General features: G+C 67.7%; 23 protein-coding genes. 7 read left to right on the forward strand and 16 right to left on the reverse strand.

Annotation, left to right across the window (positions count from 1 at the left end):
* Positions 1 to 195: 195 nt before the first annotated feature.
* Positions 196 to 990: a thymidylate synthase gene (locus ACT4N3_RS07115; protein ID WP_444854515.1), complete on the reverse strand. Its 795-nt coding sequence runs from the start codon at positions 988 to 990 to the stop codon at positions 196 to 198.
* Positions 991 to 1105: 115 nt separating this feature from the next.
* Between ACT4N3_RS07115 and ACT4N3_RS07120 the strand changes: the two genes are divergently transcribed.
* Entirely contained in the window at positions 1106 to 1477 is a 372-nt protein-coding gene (locus ACT4N3_RS07120) for a JAB domain-containing protein (RefSeq protein WP_444854516.1), read from the forward strand.
* 122 nt (positions 1478 to 1599) lie between these two features.
* Here the strand turns inward: ACT4N3_RS07120 and ACT4N3_RS07125 are convergent, their stop codons facing one another.
* From ACT4N3_RS07125 to ACT4N3_RS07135, 3 genes are all read right to left on the reverse strand, one after another.
* Positions 1600 to 2289, reverse strand: coding sequence for a class I SAM-dependent methyltransferase (locus tag ACT4N3_RS07125; RefSeq protein WP_444854517.1), 690 nt, complete (start codon positions 2287 to 2289; stop codon positions 1600 to 1602).
* A 139-nt stretch (positions 2290 to 2428) separates the two neighbouring features.
* A complete protein-coding gene (gene prfB / locus ACT4N3_RS07130; protein ID WP_444854518.1) occupies positions 2429 to 3556 on the reverse strand; it encodes a peptide chain release factor 2 in 1128 nt (375 codons plus the stop codon).
* Between the two features lie 109 nt (positions 3557 to 3665).
* A complete protein-coding gene (locus tag ACT4N3_RS07135) occupies positions 3666 to 6245 on the reverse strand; it encodes a penicillin-binding protein 1A (protein WP_444854519.1) in 2580 nt (859 codons plus the stop codon).
* Between the two features lie 232 nt (positions 6246 to 6477).
* Here ACT4N3_RS07135 and ACT4N3_RS07140 point away from each other — a divergent pair, with 232 nt between their 5' ends.
* The 5 genes from ACT4N3_RS07140 (at position 6478) to ACT4N3_RS07160 (ending at position 10004) form a co-directional block, all read left to right on the forward strand.
* The gene (locus tag ACT4N3_RS07140) at positions 6478 to 7050 is read left to right on the forward strand and encodes a hypothetical protein (RefSeq protein ID WP_444854520.1); all 573 of its coding nucleotides are present in this window, start codon (positions 6478 to 6480) and stop codon (positions 7048 to 7050) included.
* A gap of 1 nt (position 7051) precedes the next feature.
* The gene (locus tag ACT4N3_RS07145) at positions 7052 to 8158 is read left to right on the forward strand and encodes a helix-turn-helix domain-containing protein (RefSeq protein ID WP_444854521.1); all 1107 of its coding nucleotides are present in this window, start codon (positions 7052 to 7054) and stop codon (positions 8156 to 8158) included.
* A gap of 363 nt (positions 8159 to 8521) precedes the next feature.
* Entirely contained in the window at positions 8522 to 9226 is a 705-nt protein-coding gene (epsC, locus tag ACT4N3_RS07150; RefSeq protein ID WP_444854522.1) for a serine O-acetyltransferase EpsC, read from the forward strand.
* Entirely contained in the window at positions 9226 to 9567 is a 342-nt protein-coding gene (locus tag ACT4N3_RS07155) for a DUF2794 domain-containing protein (RefSeq protein WP_444854523.1), read from the forward strand. The genes epsC and ACT4N3_RS07155 overlap by 1 nt, the downstream gene beginning before the upstream one ends.
* Positions 9568 to 9611: 44 nt before the next feature.
* Entirely contained in the window at positions 9612 to 10004 is a 393-nt protein-coding gene (locus ACT4N3_RS07160; RefSeq protein ID WP_444854524.1) for a hypothetical protein, read from the forward strand.
* Positions 10005 to 10011: 7 nt separating this feature from the next.
* On the opposite strand, the gene ACT4N3_RS07165 is transcribed toward ACT4N3_RS07160, so the two are convergent.
* The 12 genes from ACT4N3_RS07165 to ACT4N3_RS07220 all read right to left on the reverse strand — a co-directional run bounded on the left by ACT4N3_RS07165 (position 10012) and on the right by ACT4N3_RS07220 (position 21616).
* The gene (locus ACT4N3_RS07165) at positions 10012 to 11124 is read right to left on the reverse strand and encodes a hypothetical protein (protein ID WP_444854525.1); all 1113 of its coding nucleotides are present in this window, start codon (positions 11122 to 11124) and stop codon (positions 10012 to 10014) included.
* Positions 11125 to 11183: 59 nt separating this feature from the next.
* Positions 11184 to 12077, reverse strand: a complete 894-nt coding sequence (locus tag ACT4N3_RS07170; RefSeq protein ID WP_444854526.1) for an SDR family NAD(P)-dependent oxidoreductase — start codon at positions 12075 to 12077, stop codon at positions 11184 to 11186.
* Positions 12078 to 12148: 71 nt separating this feature from the next.
* Positions 12149 to 12571 carry a hypothetical protein gene (locus ACT4N3_RS07175; protein WP_444854527.1) on the reverse strand — a complete coding sequence of 141 codons (423 nt, stop codon included), beginning with the start codon at positions 12569 to 12571 and terminating at the stop codon, positions 12149 to 12151.
* Between the two features lie 136 nt (positions 12572 to 12707).
* Positions 12708 to 13037 carry a hypothetical protein gene (locus tag ACT4N3_RS07180; protein WP_444854528.1) on the reverse strand — a complete coding sequence of 110 codons (330 nt, stop codon included), beginning with the start codon at positions 13035 to 13037 and terminating at the stop codon, positions 12708 to 12710.
* Between the two features lie 80 nt (positions 13038 to 13117).
* The gene (phoB, locus tag ACT4N3_RS07185; protein ID WP_444854529.1) at positions 13118 to 13813 is read right to left on the reverse strand and encodes a phosphate regulon transcriptional regulator PhoB; all 696 of its coding nucleotides are present in this window, start codon (positions 13811 to 13813) and stop codon (positions 13118 to 13120) included.
* Positions 13810 to 14529 (reverse strand): phosphate signaling complex protein PhoU, encoded by a 720-nt coding sequence (gene phoU, locus ACT4N3_RS07190; protein WP_444854530.1) that lies wholly within the window; start codon positions 14527 to 14529, stop codon positions 13810 to 13812. The genes phoB and phoU overlap by 4 nt, the downstream gene beginning before the upstream one ends.
* 11 nt (positions 14530 to 14540) lie before the next feature.
* Positions 14541 to 15287, reverse strand: coding sequence for a phosphate ABC transporter ATP-binding protein PstB (gene pstB / locus ACT4N3_RS07195; RefSeq protein WP_444854537.1), 747 nt, complete (start codon positions 15285 to 15287; stop codon positions 14541 to 14543).
* Between the two features lie 26 nt (positions 15288 to 15313).
* A complete protein-coding gene (gene pstA, locus ACT4N3_RS07200; protein ID WP_444854531.1) occupies positions 15314 to 16594 on the reverse strand; it encodes a phosphate ABC transporter permease PstA in 1281 nt (426 codons plus the stop codon).
* Positions 16587 to 17978 (reverse strand): phosphate ABC transporter permease subunit PstC, encoded by a 1392-nt coding sequence (gene pstC / locus ACT4N3_RS07205; protein ID WP_444854532.1) that lies wholly within the window; start codon positions 17976 to 17978, stop codon positions 16587 to 16589. The genes pstA and pstC overlap by 8 nt, the downstream gene beginning before the upstream one ends.
* An 8-nt stretch (positions 17979 to 17986) precedes the next feature.
* The gene (locus ACT4N3_RS07210) at positions 17987 to 19051 is read right to left on the reverse strand and encodes a substrate-binding domain-containing protein (protein WP_444854533.1); all 1065 of its coding nucleotides are present in this window, start codon (positions 19049 to 19051) and stop codon (positions 17987 to 17989) included.
* 96 nt (positions 19052 to 19147) lie between these two features.
* Positions 19148 to 20341 carry an OprO/OprP family phosphate-selective porin gene (locus ACT4N3_RS07215; RefSeq protein ID WP_444854534.1) on the reverse strand — a complete coding sequence of 398 codons (1194 nt, stop codon included), beginning with the start codon at positions 20339 to 20341 and terminating at the stop codon, positions 19148 to 19150.
* Between the two features lie 45 nt (positions 20342 to 20386).
* Positions 20387 to 21616 carry an ATP-binding protein gene (locus tag ACT4N3_RS07220; RefSeq protein ID WP_444854535.1) on the reverse strand — a complete coding sequence of 410 codons (1230 nt, stop codon included), beginning with the start codon at positions 21614 to 21616 and terminating at the stop codon, positions 20387 to 20389.
* A gap of 95 nt (positions 21617 to 21711) precedes the next feature.
* Here ACT4N3_RS07220 and ACT4N3_RS07225 point away from each other — a divergent pair, with 95 nt between their 5' ends.
* Positions 21712 to 22113, forward strand: coding sequence for a hypothetical protein (locus ACT4N3_RS07225; protein WP_444854536.1), 402 nt, complete (start codon positions 21712 to 21714; stop codon positions 22111 to 22113).
* Positions 22114 to 22451: the final 338 nt, after the last annotated feature.

A 22451-nucleotide genomic window follows, 5' to 3' on the forward strand; every position in this document is an offset into this window, starting at 1 on the left:
ATCACGCCTTTTGGGGGGGGCGCCACGTGGGGGGGGTGGGGGGGCTTCATATCGCTCCTGTTTTCCCCCCCCCCTGGGGGGGGGGGGTTGGGTGGGGGGTGGGGCCGGATGGGCCGCGGGGGGGGACGCCGCGCACCCCCACCCCCAACCCCCTCCCCACAAGGGGGAGGGGAGAGAAGGGCCTATGATCTACCCTCAAACCGCCACCTCGGCCTTGATGTGCGGATGCGGATCGTAATTGGCGATCTCGAAATCCTCATATTCGTATTGGTCGATCGCTTCCGGTCGACGGCGGATCGAAAGTCGGGGCAGCGCCCTTGGCTCGCGCGAGAGCTGCTCGCGCGCCTGGTCGAGATGGTTGGCGTAGAGGTGGCAGTCGCCGCCCGTCCACACGAACAGGCCCGGCTCCAGCCCGCATTGCTGGGCGAGCATGTGGGTGAGCAGGGCGTAGCTGGCGATGTTGAACGGCACGCCGAGGAACACGTCGGCGCTGCGCTGGTAGAGCTGGAGGTTAAGGCGCCCCGCCGCCACCTGGGTCTGGAACAGGCAATGGCAAGGGGCGAGCGCCATGCGGCCGAGCTCGCCGGGGTTCCAGGCGGTGACGATCTGGCGGCGCGAGGCGGGGTCGCGCCTGATCAGGTCGATCAGGCCGGCGATCTGGTCGATCTCGCGCCCGTCCGCCGTCTCCCAGTGCCGCCATTGCTTGCCGTAGACCGGGCCGAGATCGCCGCTCTCGTCCGCCCATTCGTTCCAGATGCTCACCCTTCGCTCCTGCAGCCAGCGCACATTGGTGTCGCCTTTGAGGAACCAGAGCAATTCGACGATGATCGAGCGCAGGTGCAGCTTCTTGGTGGTGAGCAGCGGGAAGCCCTCGGCGAGGTCGAAGCGCATCTGGTGGCCGAAGACCGAGCGGGTGCCGACGCCGGTCCGGTCCTGCTGCGGAACGCCGGTGTCGAGGATCAGCTGCAGGAGATCGAGATAGGCACGCATGGCCGCACGCTATGATCGGCCGGCGCGCGCGTCCAATCCAAAATGGCGCAAATCCGGTTCATAACGGCGGCGTCGGCGCGCGCTTCGCCGTCGCCGTCGTGGCAGGCGCGCCGGCGTGGAAATCCTCACCGCCCGCGACGCCGCCGATCTGTTCGAGCCGCATTTCGCCGATGCGGCCGGAGAGAGGCTGGTGGCGATCTTTCTCGCCGCCGACGGTCGCCTGCTCGCGGTCGATTCGCTGGACGAGGAGGGGAATGAAGTGACGCTGCCGATGCGGGCGCTGGTCGCCCGCGCGCTGGCGCTGGACGCGACCGGCCTCGTCATCGCCCACAATCATCCGAGCGGCGACCCAACGCCGAGCACCGAGGACGTGCGGCTCACGCGGCGCTTCGCGATGGCCTGCGACGCTCTCGGCATCGTCCTCCACGATCATCTGATCTTCGCCGGCGGCCGCTGCGAGAGCTTTCGCCGGCTGGGCCTCCTTTAGTTCCTCCCCGAGATTTCTCGGGGAGGGGGACCGTGCGAAGCATGGTGGAGGGCAATCCGGTTCGAAGAACCCCTCCACCGCACTTCGTGCGGTCCCCCTCCCCTGCAAACGCAGGGGAGGAATTACAGCGCGCAGGCCCTGATGCTGCCGGGCTCCGGCCGCGGCCCGCGCGGCTCGAACGAGGCGAAATAGGATTCGCTGTCGCCCAGCCGCTCGAACCGGGTCAGCTCGTAGCCGACGGCGTTGAACTCGCAGACCAGCAGGCGGGGCGGCGTGCCGTGCCGGTCGGTGGTGCGGTCGGCGTCGACGACCACGACGCGCCCCTCGCGCGCCAGGTCGCCGCGCAGATGCCACAGGAACTCGGCCGGCCGCTCGATCTCGTGATACATGTGGATCATCAGGATGCGGTCGAACGAGGCGTCCGGGAGCTGCGGGTCGTGGGGCTGGCCGAGCCGCAGGGCGACATTGTCGAGCCGCTCGCGCTGGACGCGCTGGCCGAGGGCGCGGATCGTCTCCGGCACGATGTCCTCGGCCAGGATCCGGCCCCGGGGGCCGATGATCGGCGACAGGCGGACGGTGTAATAGCCCTGGCCGGCGCCGATGTCGGCGACCGACATGCCGGCGCGGATCTCCGCCAGCCGCACCACCGACTGGAACTCGCCAACGCTGTCGCGCGCATCCTCGTCGCGATAGGCGGAGGAGACGATCGGCGCGACCGGGCGCTGCGGCGCGGGAAAGCCGATCTGGTTCGCCTCCTCCTGCCCGCGGCAGGAGGCGAGGAGGGCGAGCGCCACCAAGGGCAGGGCTGCCATCCGAATAGCTCCCCTCCCCCTTGTGGGGAGGGGCTGGGGGAGGGGGTGCGCGACGCTGTCGCGCGCGGCCCTCCGGGCCGCACCCCCCACCTGGCCTCCCCCGCAAGGGGGGAGGGAAAGCGAAGGCAGCGCCGTCACTCTAGTCCACATCCTCGACGTCCACTTTCTCGCCGGTCACGCGCTGCGACAAAGCCGCCGCCATGAAGCGGTCGAGATCGCCGTCGAGCACGTCAGATGGTGAGGTCGAGGTGACGCCGGTCCGGAGATCCTTCACCAGCTGATAGGGCTGGAGCACGTAAGACCGGATCTGGTGGCCCCAACCGATCTCGGTTTTGGCGGCATAGCCTTCGCTCGCCTCGGCCTCGCGCTTCTGCAATTCGGCCTCATAGAGCCGCGCCTTGAGCTGCTTCAGCGCTTCGGCCTTGTTTTTATGCTGGCTGCGCTGGTTCTGGCAGGCGACGATGATGCCGGTGGGCAAGTGGGTGATACGCACCGCCGAGTCCGTTGTGTTGACGTGCTGACCCCCCGCGCCGGAAGCGCGATACGTGTCAATCTTGAGGTCGCTCTCGACCACCTCGATCGGGATATCGTCATCGACCTCAGGATAGACCCAGACGCTGGCGAAGCTGGTGTGGCGGCGGGCGGAGCTGTCATAAGGCGAGATGCGCACCAGCCGGTGCACGCCGCTCTCCGTCTTGGCGTAGCCATAGGCGTTCTCGCCCTTGATCAGGATGGTTGCCGATTTAATCCCGGCCTGCTCGCCGCCATGATAATCGACGATCTCGACCTTCATGCCGTGCCGCTCGCCCCAGCGCGCATACATGCGCTGCAGCATCTCGGCCCAGTCCTGGCTTTCGGTGCCGCCCGCGCCGGCATTGATCTCGACATAGGTGTTGTTGGCGTCGGCCTCGCCGGCGAGAAGCGCGGCGACCTTGTCGCGCTCGGCCCGCTCCGCGAGCTCGGTCAGGGCCTTGACCGCGTCGTCGACCAGCGCCGCGTCGCCCTCCGCCTCCGCCATCTCCATCAGCTCTGTCGTGTCGGCGAGCTCTCTCTCGATCGTCCGCGTCGCGCCGATTGCCTGGTCCAGCCGCTGCCGCTCGCGCATCACCTCCTGCGCGGCCTTGGGATCGTCCCAGAGCGACGAATCCTCGACCTTCGCATTGAGCTCGTCGAGCCGCTTCAGCGCCCGGTCCCAGTCGAGGAACCGGCGCAGCAGATCGAGCGCGGCGTTGACCTGATCGATGGCGGCTTGCGCTTCGGCGCGCATGAAGCGGACGTCTCCATTCTCCCGTCGTTCCAGCGAAAGCTGGAATCCATGCTGACTCAGAATGGACCCCAGCTTTCGCTGGGGCGACGCTTAATTGCGAGGCTGCGGCCTAATAGATGCCGCCCTGACTTTGCAAGAAATCGCTGTCGCGGCGATCGGTGGCGGTGGCGGCGCGGCGGGTGGTCTGGCGCGGGCTCTGCGCGATCTCCTCCTCGGTCGAGGTGCGGCGCGGCTCGCTTTCCGGCCGGAACGCCTCCCAGATCACCGCCGCGCGCGGGTCGAGGCCGGGCCACACCGGCGCGCGCCGGCCGGTGCGCCGGTCGATCGGCACCATCCTGATGCCGGTCGGGGCGCGGAACGGCAGCACCGGCATGCCCTGGAAGGCGGTCTGCGCGAACTGGCGGAAGATCGGCGCCGCGACGCGGCCGCCCTGCGCCCAGCCGCCCATCGGCCGCGGCCGGTCGTAACCGAGATAGACGCCGGCGACGATCTGCGCCGATCCGCCGACGAACCAGACGTTGGTCGGGCCGGTGGTGGTGCCGGTCTTGCCGAAGATCGGCCGGTTGAGATCGCGCAGCAGGGTGGCGGTGCCGCGCTGGACGACGCCTTCGAGCATATGGACGACCTGGTAAGCGGTCATCGGGTCCATCACCTGGCGGGTGCGAAGCGGCGGGCGCGGCATCGGCCGGCCGTCCCAGTCGGGCGCGTTGCAGCCCTCGCACGGCCTTGTGTCGGCGCGGTAGATCACCCGCCCGCGCCGGTCCTGGACGAGATCGATCACCGTCGAATTCTGCGCCCGGCCGTTATTGGCCATGATGGCGTAAGCGTTGGTGATCCGCTGCGCGGTCGTGTCGGCGGCACCGAGCGCTACGGGGAGCACGTTCGGATAATTCTCGCCCAGCCCCATCAGCTGGGCGGTCCGGTTGACCCGTTCCATGCCGACGAAATTGGCGGCGCGGATGGTCATCAAATTGCGCGATTGCTCGAGGCCCCAGCGCATCGTCTGCGGCCCGGCATAGCCGCCGGAGAAGTTCCGGAAGCAATATTGGTTCGACCGGCCCGGGTTCACGCAGAACGGCCCGTCGAGGATGATCGATGCGGGCGTCATCCCGGCGTCCAGCGCCGCGGCATAGACGAACGGCTTGAACGCCGAACCGGGCTGGCGCTGCGCCTGGGTGGCGCGGTTGAAGTCGGAGAGGCGATAGTCGAAGCCGCCCTGCATCGCGAGCACCCGGCCGGTGCCGACCTCCTCGGCGATGATCGCGCCGGAAATCTCGGGGATCGAGCGCAACGCATAAGTGTCGCCGCTCTCGCCCTGCCGTTCGACCGCGATCACCGTGCCGGGCCTGAGCGCGGCGAAGGCCGGCCCGCCGGTCCCGCGCCGCGGCATCGAGGCGTTCGCGGAGGGAAGCCGTCCGCGCGTCCCGTCGACGAAGCCCAGCTGCGCCTCGCCGCCGCCGACGCCGAGCACAACCGCCTCGCGCCAGGCGGGATAACCGGCCCCGAACGGCGCCGCCGCGAGCCGCGCGCGCCAGTCGCCTTCGATGTCGATCGTCACCCCGGAGTCGCGCCAGCCCCGCCCGGCCTCGAACCGCATCAGGCCGTCGCGCAGCGCCGTCTCGGCCGCGCGCTGCATGACCGGGTTGTAGGAGGTCCGGACCCACAGGCCCCCGGCATAGACGCTGTTCGGATGCTCCGGGTCGGCATTCTCGCCGAAGCGGGCGACCAGCTCGCGCCTGACCTCCTCCATGAAATAGCCGTTGACGTTGCGCACCTGCTCCTCGGTGCCGCCCTGGATCGTCGCCAGCGGCTGGCGGATCGCCGCGTCGGCCCGCTCCTGGGTGATGAAGCCGTTGCGCGCCATCTCGCCCAGCACCCAGTTGCGCCGCTCCAGCGCCCGCGCCCGGTGCCGCACCGGGTCGTAATTGGCCGGCGCCTTGGGCAGGATGGCGAGATAGGCGAATTCGGGCAGGGTCAGCTCGCGCACGTCGCGGTTGAAATAGGCCCGCGCCGCCGCCTGCACGCCATAAGCGTTCCGGCCGAGGAAGATCTGGTTGAGGTAGATCTCCAGGATCTGCTCCTTGGTCAGCACCGATTCGATGCGCCGGGCGAGAAACAGCTCCCTGATCTTGCGGGTGTAGCTGACCTCGTTGGTCAGGAACATGTTCTTGGCGACCTGCTGGGTGATCGTCGAGGCGCCCACGGGGCGCCCCGGATTGGTGAAATTGGTCCACATCGCGCTGAGGATGCCCGGCAGGTCGATGCCGCCATGGGTGAAGAAGGTGCGGTCCTCGGCGGCGAGGAAGGCGTTGATCAGGTCGCGCGGGAATTCCTCATAAGCGAGCTGGACCCGCCGCTCCCGGGCGAAGGTCTGGACCGGCTCGCCGTTGATGTCGCGGACATAGGTCGGCAGCGCCGGCTCGTAATTGAGCAAGGCCTCGGCCGAGGGCAGGCCGCGGGCGAACATCATCCACAGGATGAAATAGCCGATGAAGGGAAGGGCGGCGAGGACCAGCAGCGCCTTCCCCCACCAGCGCCGCCACAGCCAGATAATCGGCAACAGGACGAGCCGGACCACGCCCAGGATCGAGCCCAGCACGCGGACAACCGCCGCCCACGCCAGCCCGATCGGCCCCGGCTCGCGGCGCAAGGTGATCCGTTCAGTGCTCGCGTCCCCGGCGTCGGTCATGGCGCGGCTCTAGCGCAGACGGAGTGGAGGAGGGAAGGCGAGATGAAGGGGTTCGCGAAAACTCAAGCGGCTGAAAAGTGCTGGCGTAAATACGCGCTTGATCCACGTTGCGTTTTCGGGCATTTATTAATAAGCCAAAACGCAACGTGAGGGTGGCATGTCATCCAGGGTTCTGTTTGAAGAATTCGAGGTCGTTCCTCGGCTTACGGAGGTTCGCCTTCCCCGAGATGAGATGATCGACATTTTCGAGAGAGCGTTGGGTGAACGCGCGAACGTCACCGCCAGCGATCCAATCACCACGCCCGGCACGGAAATGTGGCGGTGGTGTACGCGCTTCCTCCGCGATCATCCTCGCCTCCAGACGCTTGGATGGGTGGTTTGCCGTCACAATCAGATCGACGGGATTCGCAACGACGCATTGAAAATGAAGCTCGTAGTGATCAACACCGACACTCACACCGGCATCGTGTCAAAGCAGCCTCGCAATTGCGCGGACAAGGGCTCGGCGGCCGAGCTTCTGGTCAAGAACAACCACGAGAGTGACCTCGGCTGGCTCTTCGAACCGGAGGTCGAGGACGACCCCATCTCCCGATACGATTTCTGGTATCTCTGCGTCCATGCAGGAGAGAGATACGTCTCAGCTGAAATATCCAGACCGGACCTTATCATCTCAGGAACAATCAGAAATTTTTCTGAGCGGATCATCCTGTGCAAGCCTGGTCAGATTCCTGGGCTTCGTCGACCCGAGCCTGTTCCGGAGGACTTCGCAGCAATCGACAAGCCGATTATTATTCGCAAACAGTAACATGTTTAACCCACAACGCCTTAGCATCGCTCGGGAACGACGGGCGATGAGTAAGAAGGGAGTCGCCGAGAAAGTCGGCGTGACCCCGAATACAATCCATCGATACGAAGCGGGTGAGATCGCACCGTCTGACGAAAGCGTGGAGCGGCTGGCGGCGGCGTTGGACTTCCCGGTTTCATTTTTCTGCGGGGCCGACATTGACCAGCCCCGGCGCGACAATGCGAGTTTTAGAGGGTTGGCGAGCAAGAGTGCCAGGATCATGGATGCGGCGCTTGCGTCGGGTGCGATGGCCTATTTGTTCGATGATTGGGTTTCCCAAAAATATGGGCGAGGCGAACCTGACCTTCCTGACTTTGGCCAAGGTCAGAACATCGCGCCCGCAACTGCTGCCAAGCTTCTTCGTCAACAATGGCGCTTGGGCGATAAGCCCATCGAGAATATGGTTCACCTGCTCGAAGCCAAGGGTATCAGGGTCTTTTCGCTCGCCGAGAACACCAAAGACGTCGATGCCTTCTCGGTATGGCGAGACGATACACCGTATATCTTCTTGAACCGGTTTAAATCCGCCGAGCGCAGCCGATTCGACGCGGCGCATGAACTGGCCCATCTGTGTTTGCACAAGCACGGAGGTTCGGCTGCGGAGTTCAAGAACAGCCCGATTGAGAAGGAAGCCCAAGCATTCGCGGGTGCTTTCTTGATGCCGGAGTCTGACCTTAGAGCCGTGGTGACCTCAACGATCTACAGCGTTGAGGATCTCCTCCCTTACAAGAAGCGGTGGCGAGTTGCGGCAGTAGCCTTGGCGTATCGCCTCCTCGAAATCCAACTGATCCCCGAAAGTCGCAGCAACTCCCTCTATGTTGAAATGTCGCGTCGGGGATGGCTGAAAAATGAGCCCCATGGGATCGCCCGTGAGCAATCTCATATCTGGCAACAGGTCATGGACGACCTGCGGCAACAGGGAGTGACCAAGGCCGATATCGCCCGGGAGACGGGCGTCCCAGCTCCTGAGCTAGAAGCGCTTTTGTTTGGTCTGGCCAATATGCTGACGATTGAGGGCTCGGGAGAGCGAACCGCTCCGCGGAAGGTCGATCTCCGCCTCGTAAAATAGTTTTTGATCCGCGTGACGCCAGTACCAGGTCGATATGCTGCCTTCACAGGCTTCATTTTCCTACACGCCCCTGCTTCGGTTATGCTCGCCCGATGCGAGTCTTCCCTCGACAGATTTGTCGGCCTCCGCGCCTTCGCGAGCGGCCACGCGTGGCGCCGCCGCGCATCCGCCGATTGGAGACTGTCGGATTTGTCAGGTTTACTCCCGCGAGTGGCCTTCGCGGCCGTCCACTCTCTGCGGCGAAAGTGCGGTTTCGCGTGGCCCCATGGCCACTGCGAACATTCGGACCATTCGCCGTTTCGCCCCGCTGGAAATCCCCGGCTTCCGCGCCTATCTTCGTTGCCGAACCGCAAGGACCCGCTGATGGCATCCGGCCTTCTGGCCTATCTGGATTCGGTGAAGGCGCGCGATCCGGCGCCGCGCTCGCGCTGGGAGGTGCTGCTCTATCCCGGCGTCTGGGCGCTCGGCTTTCATCGCGTCGCCCACTGGCTGTTCGGCGGCCGGCTTTACTTCCTCGCCCGCTTCGTCAACCATCTTTCCCGGATGCTGACCGCGATCGACATTCATCCCGGGGCGACGATCGGCCGCAACTTCTTCATCGATCATGGCTTCGTCGTGATCGGCGAGACGGCCGAGATCGGCGACGACGTCACCATCTACCAGCAGGTCACCCTGGGCGGGACCAACCCGACCAACGGCGAGGCGGGCAAGCGCCATCCGACGCTGAGCGACGGCGTCATCGTCGGCTCGGGCGCGCAGATCCTGGGGCCGATCGTCGTCGGCGCGCGGGCGCGGATCGGCGCCAATTCGGTGGTGACGAAGGACGTGCCGCCGGGCGCGACGATGGTCGGCATCCCGGCCCGCTCGACCCTGGTCGATGCGGAACAGAGCTCGGCGAGCTTCCTGCCCTATGGCACGATCTGCTCCGAGAGCTTCGATCCCGCCACCCAGAAGCTCGAAATCCTTCAGTGCGAGGTCGAGCAATTGCGCAAGCGCATCGCCGAGCTGGTCGAGGAGCGCGACCTGACGCGCCAGGAGACCGACATCAAGGGCCGGGGCCGCGCCTGATGGGGACGGTCCTCGCCTTTCCAGGACCGTCCAATCAGCAAAATGTGACGTTCGAGCGGCTGGAGCTCAACCGGATCGTCGATCTGTACGGGCGGATGGTCGCGGCCGGCCTGTGGCGGGACTATGCGATCGAGTTCCGCGCCGAGGCGGCGAGCTTCCACGCCTTCCGCTGCGCCGCCGAGCAGCCCGAATATCGGATCGAGAAGCGGCCCGGCCAGCGCGGCGGCGGGGGGCTCTGGGCGCTGGTCGGCGAGGCGGGTCAGGTGCTCCGGCGCGGGCCGGAGCTCGGCCCGGTCCTCGCGCCGATCGAGCGCCGGCTCATGAAGCTGGTTGGAGACTAGGCGCAAGCGTCGGCGGGCCGCGCGATCTGTGCTAATGGTGGCCGATGAAGCGCGCGGCCTTCGCATTGCTGCTCCTGCTCGCGGCCTGCCAGAGCCCGCTGGCGCGGGATTACCCGGCGCCCTGGACGCGGTTGAGCCCGGAGGGGCTGGCCGCGCTCAACGCGCTGGCAATGGGCGGCGTGGGCTCCTGCGTCGAGCGCCGCCATGCGACGATCCCGAATCAGTTTCTGCTCGCCTGCTCCTACGACCATTCCCGATGGGTCGGTCTCGTCGTCGCGTCGGGTCAGAGGCGCGAACTCGCCCGCTACTATCATGACGACATTGTCGGCCTCGGCCTCCCGCCCCGCGAGCTGCTGCCGGCCCGATCGGGTTCGGAGACGCGGTCGGAGGCCGAGATGAACGACATGAACGGACAGCGGGCGGCCGGGGAAAGGTAGCTCCCGCTTATGCGGCCGGCCGCGGGCTCGGCATCCGATCGATCACAGGCAGCCGCCCCTGCAACCCGTCCGGCAGCGGCGCCACCACCAGCCGCCTTGCATTGGTCCAGAAGGCCGAGAGCAGCAGCAGCGCCGAGCCGATCACCAGGGCGGTGAGCGCGAAGCTCAGCTCGACCGCGCCATAGGTCTGGAACAGGTTGTTGATCGCGTAGAGCACATAGGCGAGCGCCGAGACGAGCAAAGCCCGCCGGTCCACCGCTAAAGCGGTGATGCCGAGCACGACGTAGAGCAGGATCACCGTCACGCCGCCCGGCACCGTCGCCGCGCCCTCGGTGAGGCCGAGCAAGGTGAAGACCGGATGGACGATCAGCGGCGCGGCGAGCAGATGCAGCCAGAAGGCGACATCGGAGCGGCGCGTCTCGCGGCGGCGGTCCGAGCCGTCCCACCACATCGCGAACAGGAACACGCCGACGCCGAGAATGAGCGCCACGCCGTGCAGCGCGTTGAACAAGGTCTGCTCCTCGGCGTCGCTCATATTGTTTCCGGCGAGGCTGGTGACGATCAGCGACAGCACCACCGCCACCGCCGCGGCGGCGCCGGCCGCGATCGTGATCGGCACCTTGAACCTGCGCCAGTGCAGCCAGGCCGCGCCGACGCCAAGGCCGGCGGCGACAGCCAGCACGACGCCAACCGCCTGCTCGTTGCGCTCGAAGAAGGCGTCGCCAAGCCCGGTCGCGATCGCCGCCGCCACGCCGCCGAACGTGCCGCCGACGAAGGCGAGCAGGAAGAGGATAGAGGGCAGCGCCATCCGCCGCTGGCGGGTGAAATATTCGGCAAGGCCCCAGGCGGTCCCGGCAACGAACAGGCCCATCCAGGGCGAGGGCCCGTCGCCGTCGATGTTCGGCGGGATCGCATGGCCGATCCAGCCGACCGCGAACAGGAGGATCGCCCCGGCGATGGCGACGAAAATGTCGTTGAAGCCGGTCAGCAGCCGGAAATGCTCCTCGTCGACCACCGGCGTCCGGCGCCGCGCGGCGACGAAATCGCGCAGCGCGTGTGCCTGGTCGGCACGCATCGCCCCGGCGGCGACGGCGGCATCGAGATCGCTTTCGCTGTACATGGCTGCGTCCCTCCTGTGGGGCACGGCCATAGCAAATGTGTATTAGTGTTACAATACACTCATCGGCCCTGCAGGCGCTGCATGATCGTCATCGCCTGCTCGGCGCCCGCCTGCGGCACGATCTCGCCGGTTCGGTCGGTGATCGCCGCCCATTGCGCCGCGACCGCCTCGGGGGTCGGCTCGTCGAGCGCCACGCCCTTGGTGAGCGTGACATAGGCCGCCTGCACGACGCCGGCGCCCGCCCCCAGGATCGTGTTGGTGGGGGCCTCTTCGCTGACCAGGAACAGGGCGGCGGGCGCGACCAGCTCCGGCTTGAAACGGCCGAGCAATTCGGGCGGGAACAGATCCTCGGTCATCCGGGTCGCGGCGGTCGGCGCGATCACATTGACCCGGACATTGCACCTCGCCCCCTCGAGCGCGAGCGTCTTGGCCAGGCCGACGAGGCCGAGCTTCGCCGCGCCGTAATTGGCCTGGCCGAAATTGCCGTAGAGCCCGGTCGAGCTCGCGGTCATCAGGATGCGGCCGTAATTCTGCTCGCGCATCGTCTCCCAGACCGCCCCGGTGCAGATCGCCGAGCCGATCAGGTGGACGTCGATGACGGCGCGGAACTCCTCGACGCTCATTTTGGCGAAGCTCTTGTCCTTGAGGATGCCGGCATTGTTGATCAGAATATGGACGCCGCCCCAGGCGTCTCTGGCGCGGGCGACCATCGCCGCCATCTGCGCTCCGTCGGTCACGCTGCCGCCATCGGCCATCGCGACGCCGCCGGCCGCCTCGATCTCGGCAACGACCGCACGCGCGGCGTCGCTGTGCCCGGTCCCGTCGCGACTGCCGCCGAGATCGTTGACGACGACTTTCGCGCCGCGCCGCGCCAGTTCCAGGGCATAAGCGCGGCCCAGGCCACCGCCCGCGCCGGTCACGATCGCGACGCGACCTTCAAAGCTGATCGACATGCGTAAATCCCCCGTTCCGCGCCCTCGTGGAGCGCGAAGCGGGGGATTTCAAGCGCGGCCGCGCGCAGGCCTTATTCGGGGCTGCGGCCCCGCTCGTAGGTCTGCAGGCAGTTGTCGGTGACTTCCGCCGTGCAGGGCGGATGCGAAGCGTCGGTCGTCGCGGCCGCGTCGGCCGAGTCGGTCAACGGGCCGCCGACGCCGGTCGCCGCCGTGCCGTTATAGCCGGCCGGCACAAAGGCCGGGTCGGAGATGACCGCGATGCCGCGCGCGTCGCGCTTCGGATTGGTGTTGCCGGGCGCCTGGACCGAGCCGGTCGACGGCAGCGCCGGCGCGGTCGCCACCGTGGGCGTCATCGCGTCGGAGATACCCGCCTGCGCGTCAGGCGCGGCGGGAACCGTCGTCTCCGGCAAGACCGGCGGCGGCGTGATCGTGTCGTCCTGGGCGAGCGCGGCCGTGCCGGCCAGCAGGGCGGCCGCGAAAAGGATCGTCCTCATGGTGCTGCTCCTCGTGTCGAGCGCCCGCACGGGCAGGCGCGGGAAGGTCGCGCTTAGCGGGCGCGGCCGGACTCCCTAAACGCGAGAGGCGCCGGATATATCCGCTCGGCCCGTCGCTTGCGAAGCGCGTCCCGGCTCAGCGCGGACCCCGACGGCCTCGCTCATGGCCCTGGACGCAATTGTCGGTCACGGTCCGCGAGCAAACCGGATAATTCTCCGTCGCCGGTTGCGGTGTGGGCCTCGCGCTCGCGGGCACGCCGGTGCCGCCCGGCTGCGCCGGTTGATTGAAGCCCGGCGGCCCGACGGCGGGATCGGAGACGACGGGAATGCCGCGGGCGTCGCGCGCCGGCGCGCTGTTCCCCGGCGCCACCATCTGGCCGGCTGCCGGCGCGGGCTGCTGCATGTCGCTCTGGGCGACGGCGGCCGTGCCGAGGCCGAGCGCGATCGCGAAGAGGGCCGATTTCATGTCATCCTCCATGCATTGGGGCGCCGCCGCAAGGCCGGCGCGATGCAGGGGATAACGACGAAGGCTCTGAAACGATCCGCTCAGCCGGCGTCGGCGTCGAGAGCATAGCCCGCTGAACGGACGGTGCGGATCAGGTCCGGTTGACCGTCGACGTTGATCGCCTTGCGCAGGCGCCGGATGTGGACGTCGACGGTCCTGAGCTCGATTTCGCTGTCGCGGCCCCAGACCGCGTCGAGCAGTCGCTCGCGCGAAAAGACGCGGCCGGGATGCTCGAGGAAGTGCCGCAGCAGGCGAAACTCGGTCGGCCCGATCGCGACCGGCGCGCCGCTCCGGCGCAACCGGTGGCTCACCAGGTCCATCTCGACATCGGCATAGGTCAGCTTCTCGCCGGCCAGCGCCGGCCGCATCCGGCGCAGCACCGCCGTCACCCGCGCGACCAGCTCCTTCGGCGAAAAAGGCTTGGTCACATAATCGTCCGCGCCGGTTTCGAGGCCGCGCACCCGGTCGGCCTCCTCGGTGCGGGCGGTCAGCATGATGATCGGCACGTTGGCCGTCTCGGGCAGCCGCCGCAGCCGCCGGCACACTTCGATTCCGGACACGCCCTCGATCATCCAGTCGAGGATCACCAGATCCGGCGGGGTCTCCCGGGCGATCAGCAACGCATCCTCGCCGTCGGCCGTCGCCTCGACGACGAACTCCTCCCTGTGCAGGTGGAACGTCAACAGCTCGACGAGGGCGCTGTCGTCCTCGACGAGCAGGATGCGACCTTTGCTCACGCCTTGCCGCCGAGCTCGTCCGCCTGGATGCCGGCCGGGTCGGCGCCCTTCGCGCGATCACCGAGATGGCGGCCGGTCGAGGCGAAATAGACCATTTCCGCGACATTGGTCGCATGGTCGCCGATCCGCTCCAGATTCTTGGCGACGAAGAGGAGGTGGGTGGCCGGCGTGATGTTGTGCGGGTTTTCCATCATGTGAGTGAGCAGCGCACGGAAGATCGAATTGTAGAAATCGTCCACCGCCGCGTCGCGCTCGATCACCGCCATCGCCTTGGCGGGGTCGCGCTGGGCGAAGGCGTCGAGGACGTTGTGCACCATCTCGCCGGCGATGCGGGCCATTTCCGGCAGCAGCGAGAGCGGCCTGATCTTGCTGTCCTCGACGCTGGCGACGCGCTTGGCGATGTTCTTGGCATAGTCGCCGATCCGCTCGACGACGCCGGCGATCTTCAGCGCCGCAACCACCTCGCGCAGATCGTCGGCCATCGGCGCGCGCAGCGCGATGACCTGGACCGCGCGGCGCTCGACCTCGGCCTCCAGCGCGTCGATCCGCGCGTCGCGCTCGATGACCCGCGCCGCGGCTTCGGCGTCGCGCTTGACCAGCGCCTCCATTGACTCGCGGATCGCGGCCTCGGCGAGGCCGCCCATCTCGGAGATCGTGGCGCGCAGGGCGTCGAGATCCTCGTCGAACGCCTTGATGGTGTGGCCGGTGCTTGCCATCGAGATTCTCCTCAGCCGTAGCGGCCGGTGATGTAATCCTTGGTCCGCGTCTCGCGGGGATTGGTGAAGATCTCGGAGGTCTCGCCATATTCGACGAGATCGCCAAGGTGGAAGAAAGCCGTGCGCTGCGACACGCGCGCCGCCTGCTGCATGTTGTGGGTGACGATCACGATCGCATAGCGGCCGCGAAGCTCATGGATCAGCTCCTCGATCCGGGCGGTGGCGATCGGATCGAGCGCCGAGCAGGGCTCGTCCATCAGGATCACCTCCGGATCGACGGCGATCGCGCGGGCGATGCAGAGGCGCTGCTGCTGGCCACCGGACAGTGCGGTGCCACTTTCGACCAGACGGTCTTTCACCTCTTCCCACAGGCCGGCGCGCTTCAGCGAGCGCTCGACGATCTGGTCCATCTCGGCCTTGTTCGACGCCAGACCGTGAATGCGAGGACCGTAAGCGACATTCTCGTAGATCGACTTGGGAAACGGATTCGGCTTCTGGAACACCATGCCGACCCGGGCGCGGAGCTGCACGACGTCCATCGCCGCACCGTAAATGTCCTCGCCGTCAAGCTCGATCCGGCCTTCGACGCGGGCCGTGGGGATCGTGTCGTTCATCCGGTTGAGCGCGCGCAGGAAGGTCGATTTGCCGCAGCCGGACGGACCGATGAAGGCGGTGACATTCTCCTGACGGACCTCGATCGACACGTCGTCGATCGCCTTCTTCTCGCCATAGAAGACGCTGACGCCGCGCGCCGCCATCTTGGGATTACAGGGGATGGGATCGGTCACCAGCGTCTCTCGAAACGGTTGCGAAGATAGATGGCGATGCCGTTCATCGCGAGGAGGAACAGCAGCAGGACGATGATCGCGGCGCTGGTCTTCTCGACGAAGCCGCGGCTGACCTCGTCCGACCAGAGGAAGATCTGGACCGGCAGCGCGGTGGCGGGATCGGAAACGCCCCCCGGCGGCGAGGCGATGAAGGCGCGCATGCCGATCATCAGCAGCGGCGCGGTCTCGCCGAGCGCGCGGGCCATGCCGATGATCGTGCCGGTGAGGATGCCGGGCAGCGCCAGCGGCAGGACATGGTGGAAGACGACCTGGACCCGGCTCGCGCCGATGCCGAGCGCCGCATCACGGATCGAGGGCGGCACCGATTTGATCGCGTTGCGGCCGGCGATGACGATCACCGGCATCGTCATCAGCGCCAGCGTCAGGCCGCCGACGATCGGCGCCGAGCGGGGCAGGTGCATGAAGTTGAGGAATACGGCGAGGCCGAGCAGGCCGAAAATGATCGACGGCACCGCGGCGAGATTGTTGATCGAGACCTCGATCATGTCGGTCCAGCGGTTTCTCGGCGCATATTCCTCAAGATAGACCGCCGAGAGGACGCCGATCGGGAAGGCGAGGACGAGGGTGACGATCATCGTCAACAACGAGCCCTTGAACGCCCCCCAGATGCCAACGAGCGTGGGATCGGTGGAATCGGAGCCGGTAAGGAAGGCCCAGTTGAAGCCAGTGCGGACCGCGCCGCCGGCGTTCAGCCGCTCGTGAATGCGCTCGTCGTCCGCCGTCCCGTCGCTCTTCGCGGCGATGTCGATTGCGGTCGAAGCGGGCAACCAGAGCGTGGCGCGGCCGGCCAGGATATCAGGGTTGGCGCGCACCGTGTCGCGCAGGCGAAGCCGCGCGCCGGGCGAGAAGAGAGCCGGGCCGTCGGCACCATATTGGGCGGTCGCCGCTTCGTTCACCACCCGCTCGAAATCGGCATTGGCGATCGCCTGCTCGGCGCCGAAACCGCGCAATGCGGCGGGATCGAGGAACAGCGACGAGCGCGGGAAATCCACCTCGAGCCGGACCTCGGACTGGGTGAAGCCGCGCGCCCCGTTGCCGACCATCGTGACCAGCAGGAAGGCGAGGAAGCCCACCGAGACCAGGATCGCGGTCAGGCCGAGCAGCTTGAAGCGCCGCTCGGCAGCGTAGCGCCTGCGAATGCGCGCGCGCATCTCCGCGCCGCCCCAATCGGTCGGCGTCGGGTCGATCGTGTCGGCGCGGAGGGCGGCGTCACTCATAGGCTTCGCGATATTTCTTCACGACGCGCAGCGCGACGATGTTTAGCGCCAACGTGACCAGGAAGAGAACGAGGCCCAGCGCGAAGGCGGCGAGCGTCTTGGGGCTGTTGAACTCCTGGTCGCCGGTGAGCAGCTGGACGATCTGGGTAGTCACGGTGGTGACGCTGTCGAACGGATTGAGCGTGAGGTTGGCGGCGAGACCTGCCGCCATCACCACGATCATCGTCTCGCCGATCGCCCGGCTGACCGCGAGCAGCACGCCGCCGACCACGCCGGGCAGCGCGGCCGGGACAAGCACCCTCTTGATCGTCTCGCTGGTCGTCGCCCCCATCGCCAGGCTGCCGTCGCGCATCGCCTGCGGCACCGCGGCGATGCTGTCGTCGGCCATCGACGAGACGAAGGGAATGATCATGATCCCCATCACCAGGCCGGCAGCGAGCGCGCTCTCGGTCGACGAGCGGATGCCGAGCGACAGGCCGAGGTCGCGGATCGCCGGCGCGACGGTGAGTGCGGCGAAATAGCCGTAGACCACGGTCGGCACGCCGGCGAGGATCTCGAGAATGGGCTTCAGCCAGGCGCGCACCCGGGGCTTCGCATATTGGGTGAGGTAGATCGCGCTCATCAGGCCCAGCGGGATGGCGACGATCATGGCGATGATCGCGCCGATGAAGATCGTGCCCCAGAACAAGGGAATCGCGCCGAACGCGCCGGACGATCCGGCCTGATCGGCCCGGATCGCCATTTGCGGGCTCCACGACGTGCCGAACAGGAATTCGATCGGCGACACCATCGCGAAGAAGCGCAAGGATTCGAACAGCAGCGAAAGGACGATGCCGAGCGTGGTCAGGATCGCGATCAGCGAGGCGAGCAGCAATATCGCCATCATCACGCGCTCGACCCTGGTACGGGCGCGGAATTGCGGCGAGAGGCGGCTGAACGCCCAGGCGCCGGCGGCGAAGGCGACCAGCATCGCGACCGTGAAGCCGATCCAGTTGTAGAAGGACAATGCCCGGGCATAGGCCGGCGCCAGCGCGAAGGCCTCGCGGTTGAACGCGGTCGTCGAAGCGCCGGTGGCGAGCGCATAGGCCTCGTTGAGGATCGTCGACCGCTGCAGCCCGAAGCCGGGCAGGCCGGCCGCCTCGGGGCTGGCCAGCACCTGCGCATAGACCAGGTTGCCCGAAATATTCTGCCAGGCGACCAGGAATAGCGCGGCCGGGAGGACGGTCCACAGGGCTACATACCAGCCGTGCTGACTGGGCCGCGAATGGGGCCGCTCCTTCGTGTCGCCACCAATGCCGGCGAAGGCCGCCGCGCGCGCGCGCGCTGTGACCCAGGCGATCAGGCCCAGGCCAAGGACGAGCAGCCCGATGGCGGCGACCGACAAGCCGCCGCCTATTGCAGATCGCGCGCGGTGATTGGCCGCGGGTTGCGGACCGCCTGCTCGGCCGCCTGCCGCTCATTGTCCGGCAGCGCGATCATGCCGCGCCGGGTGAGATAACCGCCCGGCCCCCAACCCTGCGTCCAGGCGGTGAGGAACTCGCGCAGGCCGGGAATGGCGTTCAAATGCTCGCCCTTCACATAGATATAGAGCCGGCGCGCGCCCGGGTAGGTGAAGTTGGTGATCGTCGCGGCAGTGGGGGCGATGCCTCCGATGGGGATGCCGCGCACCCGCTCGCCATTCTCCTCGAGGAACGAATAACCGAGCACGCCGACGGCGCCCTGATTTTCCGACACGCGCTGGACGAGCAGATTGTCGTTCTCGCCCGCCTCGACATAGGCGCCGTCCTCGCGCAGCTGGGTGCAGACCTGCCGGTGCCGGTCGGCATCGCTTGCCTTCAGCCGCTCCATTGCCGGATCGCTATTGCAACCGCGCTCGAGAATCAGCTCGGCGAAGCTGTCTCGCGTGCCGGACGTGGGGGGCGGGCCGTAGACCCGAATCGGCACGGCGGGCAGCGCCGGATTGACGTCGCGCCAGGTCTGTGCCGTCTGCGGCCGGCCGAACGGATTAGCGGCAAGCGCGGCATAGACGTCGCGCGCGGTGAGCTGGAAGCCGGTCGGGCGCTGCGCCGATTCGATCAGCGCCAGGCCGTCGATGCCGACCGGAATCTCGATGATCTGGTTGACGCCGTTGCGGTTGCACTGCTCGATCTCGGTGGCCTTGATCCGGCGCGAGGCGTTGGCGACATCCGGATGCTGCGGGCCGACCCCGCCGCAGAACAGGTTGAGGCCGCCGCCGGTGCCGGTCGATTCGACGATAGGCGACTGGAAGCCGGGATTGGCCTGACCAAAGCGCTCGGCGACGGCGATCGCGAAGGGGTAGACAGTCGAGGAACCGACGACGCGAATCTGGCTGCGCGAGCCGCCTTCGGACCCCCCGGTTGCGCCGGAGCCGCAGCCGGCGAGGGCCAGGCCGGCCGCCATCAAGGCCATCAGAGTCTTGCGCACGTGCCCCTCCATGAGTCGCGATAGTGTTGGTAGGCTGCGAAACTAGGTCGCTCCAGAGAGCCTCCTGTGACGTTTTGATGACAGATTGATGACACCGGTCCCGGCCTCTCAGAAATCGACTTGTGCACGCACGCCGATCACATCGACCGCATAGTCGCGCCGCATGCCTCCGGCCGGTATCGCGGCGTCGTCGTACGACAGGCGCGCATAGTTGGCGAGGAAACGAACATAGTCGGTCGGAATCCAGGTCAGGCCGAGTTGCAGCCCGTTCTGGATGCCGCCGACGATCCCGCGCGAGCTTAGATCTAGATAGTCGTAGCGCAGGTTGAGCTGGACCGCGCCGAAGCCCCCTTCCTCGACCGGCCGCCGCACCCGGGTCCGGTCCCAGCGCGCGCCGCGATAGCCGCGCGTCTCGCCGGTCAGGAACCAGCCTGCCTCTGCATAGAAACCGAAGAAGGTCGGATCGGCGCCGGTGACGCGGTCGGGGTGTAGCCAGTGTGCTTCGGCGGCAAAATGAAACGGCCCGCGAATCGCAGCCGCCTCAAGACCGAAGCTCGTCTCGCGGTCGACCGCGAGCGCCGGCGTGGCGAGGAAGCGCGCATCGGTGGCATGGATAAACGGCCGCTGCCGGTAACGGGTGGTCGTGCCGCGTGCGACCAAGTCGCCATTGTCCCGCCAGTGCGCGGACGCGCCCAGGTGAAACTGCGTGCCGCCGATACGGGGCGCGTAGATGATGCGGCCGTCCACGCTCAGCATATCGTCGCCCTCGTCGACGTCGAGCAGATTGTCGTGAAAGATGCCGAGTTGGGCCGTTACCGGCCCGCTTGTCAGGGTGCCGGACAGGCCGAGCCGGCGCTCGAAATTGAAAGCGTCGGTGAACGCGGCGCGCTCGATGAAAGAGCTGAATCGCGAGCTAGTCAGCTCGTCCAGCGACTGAAAGTTGTTATGCTGCCCGACCGTGAGCGTCAGCCGGTCCGACGCGCGCCATGAGATCGTCGCATCGACGATCTCGTCCACCGGCTCGGACAGCTCCATCTCGAAGACGTAGGAGAAACCTCCGGGCGCGGTGCCTTCGACACCGAGCCGCGCTCGGCGCACCTCATCGACGGAACCGAGGCCGGGGACGGTGACGCCGGCCGGCGCCGATATGTCGCCGACATCATATTGGACGCGACCGCGCGGTTTCACCGACCAACCCGATGTCGAGCCGATCCGCGGCGCGCCGGCGAATCGGGTCGACGAGTCCTGAGCGAAGGCGGGCGCGGCGAGGCCGAGGAGTGTCGCGAACCAGAGCAGCCTCACCGGATTCTCCGAACAGAATCATGACGGAATTTCTACGCCAATGATTCAGTTTCGTGACTCTTCCGTGACAGTTGCAAGCGGCAGCAGCGCGCGCGCGACGGTGCCTTCGCCGACCTTGCTGGCGATTTCGAGCCGGCCGCGATGGCGCTGGACGATGTGCTTGACGATGGCGAGCCCGAGCCCGGTGCCGCCGACCTGACGGCTGCGGCTGGCGTCGACGCGGTAGAAGCGCTCGGTGAGGCGCGGGAGATGCTCCGGCGCAATGCCTTCGCCCTCGTCGATCACGGCGATCGAGAGCATGTCGCCGTCCTCATGCGCAAGCCGCACGCGCACGGGGCGGCCCTCCCGGCCATATTTCAGAGCATTCGCGATCAGGTTGGCGAGCATCTGGGCGAGCTGCGGCTCGTCGCCCTGGACGACGGCGCTCGGTGCTTCGTTCTCGATGGCGAGCGTCGCGCCCTGCGCGGCGAGCGGTTGAGCGAGCGCGTCGCGCACCTCTTCGATCACGTCCAGCAGGTCGACGGGTCCGCGCGGCGCGGCGAAGCGCTCGGCCTCGATCCGCGACAGCGACATAAGGTCGTCGACCAATGCGCGCATGCGGCTTGCCTCGCCCGACATGATGCGAAGGAACCGCGCGCGTGTTGCGGGGTCGCTCGCCGCTTCTTCGTCCTCAAGCGTCTCTAGGAAGCCGAGCAGCGTGGCGAGCGGGGTGCGCAGCTCGTGGCTCGCATTGGCGACGAAATCGACCCGCATCTGCTCGGCGGCGCGCGTCGCGCTCTGGTCGATGAGGCGGACGAGCTGGCTGCCGTCCGGCAGGGCGCGCAGGCGCATCAACCAGGGACGTCCGGCTTCGCCCAACCCGACGATCTCGACGTCGCCCGCGTCGCTCTCCGCGGGCTCGCCCGCGAGGCGCTCGGCCGCCGCCGGATGGCGTATCGCGAGCCGGACATCGACGCCGTCGATATGGGCGCCAAGCAGCGTCTTGGCGGCGGCGTTGGCGCGCAGGACCCGCCGTTCGCGAACGATGAGCAGCGGCTCGTCGATGGCCTCGATGACCTCGTCAAGAGAGGGCGTCGCGGTCTCGGTCGCTTCCACGGGCGGCGCGGCCGGAGCCGGTACGCCGCGCGGCGGCCGGGCGACCGCATGGGCGACAAGCCCGGCGGCGAGAGCGGCCAGGATCGCGATCGGCGGCGCGCCCAGCCACCAGGCCAGGCCGCCGCCGGCCGCCGCGATCAGCGCGGCAAGCAGCACCCGTGTCAGCAGGTCACTCGTCACTCCGGCTCCGTCCCGATGCGGCACAGGCGCGCGCTACCGCTCGCCTTGGCCGCGCTTTACGCTTAATCAATCGCGGGCGTGTATCGGAAATTCCCATGAGCGGCGCTGACGAGCCACAGAATGACGGCGGCTTCCAGCCGAGCCGGCGCACCTTCCTCTATCTGGGCGCCGCGGCGGCCTCGACGGTGGTCACCGTCCGTCCGGCGCTGGCCCAGACCGCGGGATCGGTGCTGAATTGCGAGATCCCGGTGCCGGGGCCGCATGCGGCCGGCAATTATATCGCGCCGGACGGGACGACGGTCACGCCGGGCACCGCCGGTGCAGCGCCGCCGCTGGCGCGGCCGCTCCGCGGCGAGGAAGCGCGCCAATTGCTCAACGGCTCGACGCCCGCCGGCGTCAGCCCCGGCTCGTCCCAGGCCTATGCCAATTATATCCGGCGGCTGCAGACGGGGATGAGCGGCTTCACCTGCTACGCCTCGCTGCAAATGCCGCGCTGAGCGAGGGGTCCGTGTTCGGTACCCGCAACGGCCGTGACGGAGCGGATTTTGGCTCGTGGCAAGGAGCGAGGAGGGAACGATGCTTGATGCATCGTGACCGACAAGCGACGCCGCCCTGGGCCAAAAGCCGCCCGCCGCGAAGCGGTCGTGCGGGGGGGGGCGGGCCGGGGCGGGGGGGGGGGGGGTGGGGGGGCGCCGCCCCCGGCCCGGGGCGGCGCCGTCCGCACCCCCCCGCGCCCCGGGGGGGCGCCCCCCGCGGGGGGGGCCCCCCCCACCCCCCCCCCCCCCCCCGCGGGCCCCCGCCCCCGCACGACCGCTTCGCGGCGGGCGGCTTTTGG

This window comes from Sphingosinicella sp. (assembly GCF_052388015.1).
Taxonomy (GTDB): domain Bacteria; phylum Pseudomonadota; class Alphaproteobacteria; order Sphingomonadales; family Sphingomonadaceae; genus Allosphingosinicella.

Bases quoted from the DNA above. Each gene is read 5' to 3' on its own strand.
- ACT4N3_RS07115 (WP_444854515.1), bottom strand. From the start codon at position 990: ATGCGTGCCTATCTCGATCTCCTGCAGCTGATCCTCGACACCGGCGTT.
- ACT4N3_RS07125 (WP_444854517.1), bottom strand. From the start codon at position 2,289: ATGGCAGCCCTGCCCTTGGTGGCGCTCGCCCTCCTCGCCTCCTGCCGC.
- prfB (WP_444854518.1), bottom strand. From the start codon at position 3,556: ATGCGCGCCGAAGCGCAAGCCGCCATCGATCAGGTCAACGCCGCGCTC.
- ACT4N3_RS07135 (WP_444854519.1), bottom strand. From the start codon at position 6,245: ATGACCGACGCCGGGGACGCGAGCACTGAACGGATCACCTTGCGCCGC.
- ACT4N3_RS07140 (WP_444854520.1), top strand. From the start codon at position 6,478: ATGATCGACATTTTCGAGAGAGCGTTGGGTGAACGCGCGAACGTCACC.
- ACT4N3_RS07145 (WP_444854521.1), top strand. From the start codon at position 7,052: ATGTTTAACCCACAACGCCTTAGCATCGCTCGGGAACGACGGGCGATG.
- epsC (WP_444854522.1), top strand. From the start codon at position 8,522: ATGGCATCCGGCCTTCTGGCCTATCTGGATTCGGTGAAGGCGCGCGAT.
- ACT4N3_RS07155 (WP_444854523.1), top strand. From the start codon at position 9,226: ATGGGGACGGTCCTCGCCTTTCCAGGACCGTCCAATCAGCAAAATGTG.
- ACT4N3_RS07160 (WP_444854524.1), top strand. From the start codon at position 9,612: ATGAAGCGCGCGGCCTTCGCATTGCTGCTCCTGCTCGCGGCCTGCCAG.
- ACT4N3_RS07165 (WP_444854525.1), bottom strand. From the start codon at position 11,124: ATGTACAGCGAAAGCGATCTCGATGCCGCCGTCGCCGCCGGGGCGATG.
- ACT4N3_RS07170 (WP_444854526.1), bottom strand. From the start codon at position 12,077: ATGTCGATCAGCTTTGAAGGTCGCGTCGCGATCGTGACCGGCGCGGGC.
- ACT4N3_RS07175 (WP_444854527.1), bottom strand. From the start codon at position 12,571: ATGAGGACGATCCTTTTCGCGGCCGCCCTGCTGGCCGGCACGGCCGCG.
- ACT4N3_RS07180 (WP_444854528.1), bottom strand. From the start codon at position 13,037: ATGAAATCGGCCCTCTTCGCGATCGCGCTCGGCCTCGGCACGGCCGCC.
- phoU (WP_444854530.1), bottom strand. From the start codon at position 14,529: ATGGCAAGCACCGGCCACACCATCAAGGCGTTCGACGAGGATCTCGAC.
- pstB (WP_444854537.1), bottom strand. From the start codon at position 15,287: ATGGCGGCGCGCGGCGTCAGCGTCTTCTATGGCGAGAAGAAGGCGATC.
- pstA (WP_444854531.1), bottom strand. From the start codon at position 16,594: ATGAGTGACGCCGCCCTCCGCGCCGACACGATCGACCCGACGCCGACC.
- ACT4N3_RS07210 (WP_444854533.1), bottom strand. From the start codon at position 19,051: ATGGAGGGGCACGTGCGCAAGACTCTGATGGCCTTGATGGCGGCCGGC.
- ACT4N3_RS07225 (WP_444854536.1), top strand. From the start codon at position 21,712: ATGAGCGGCGCTGACGAGCCACAGAATGACGGCGGCTTCCAGCCGAGC.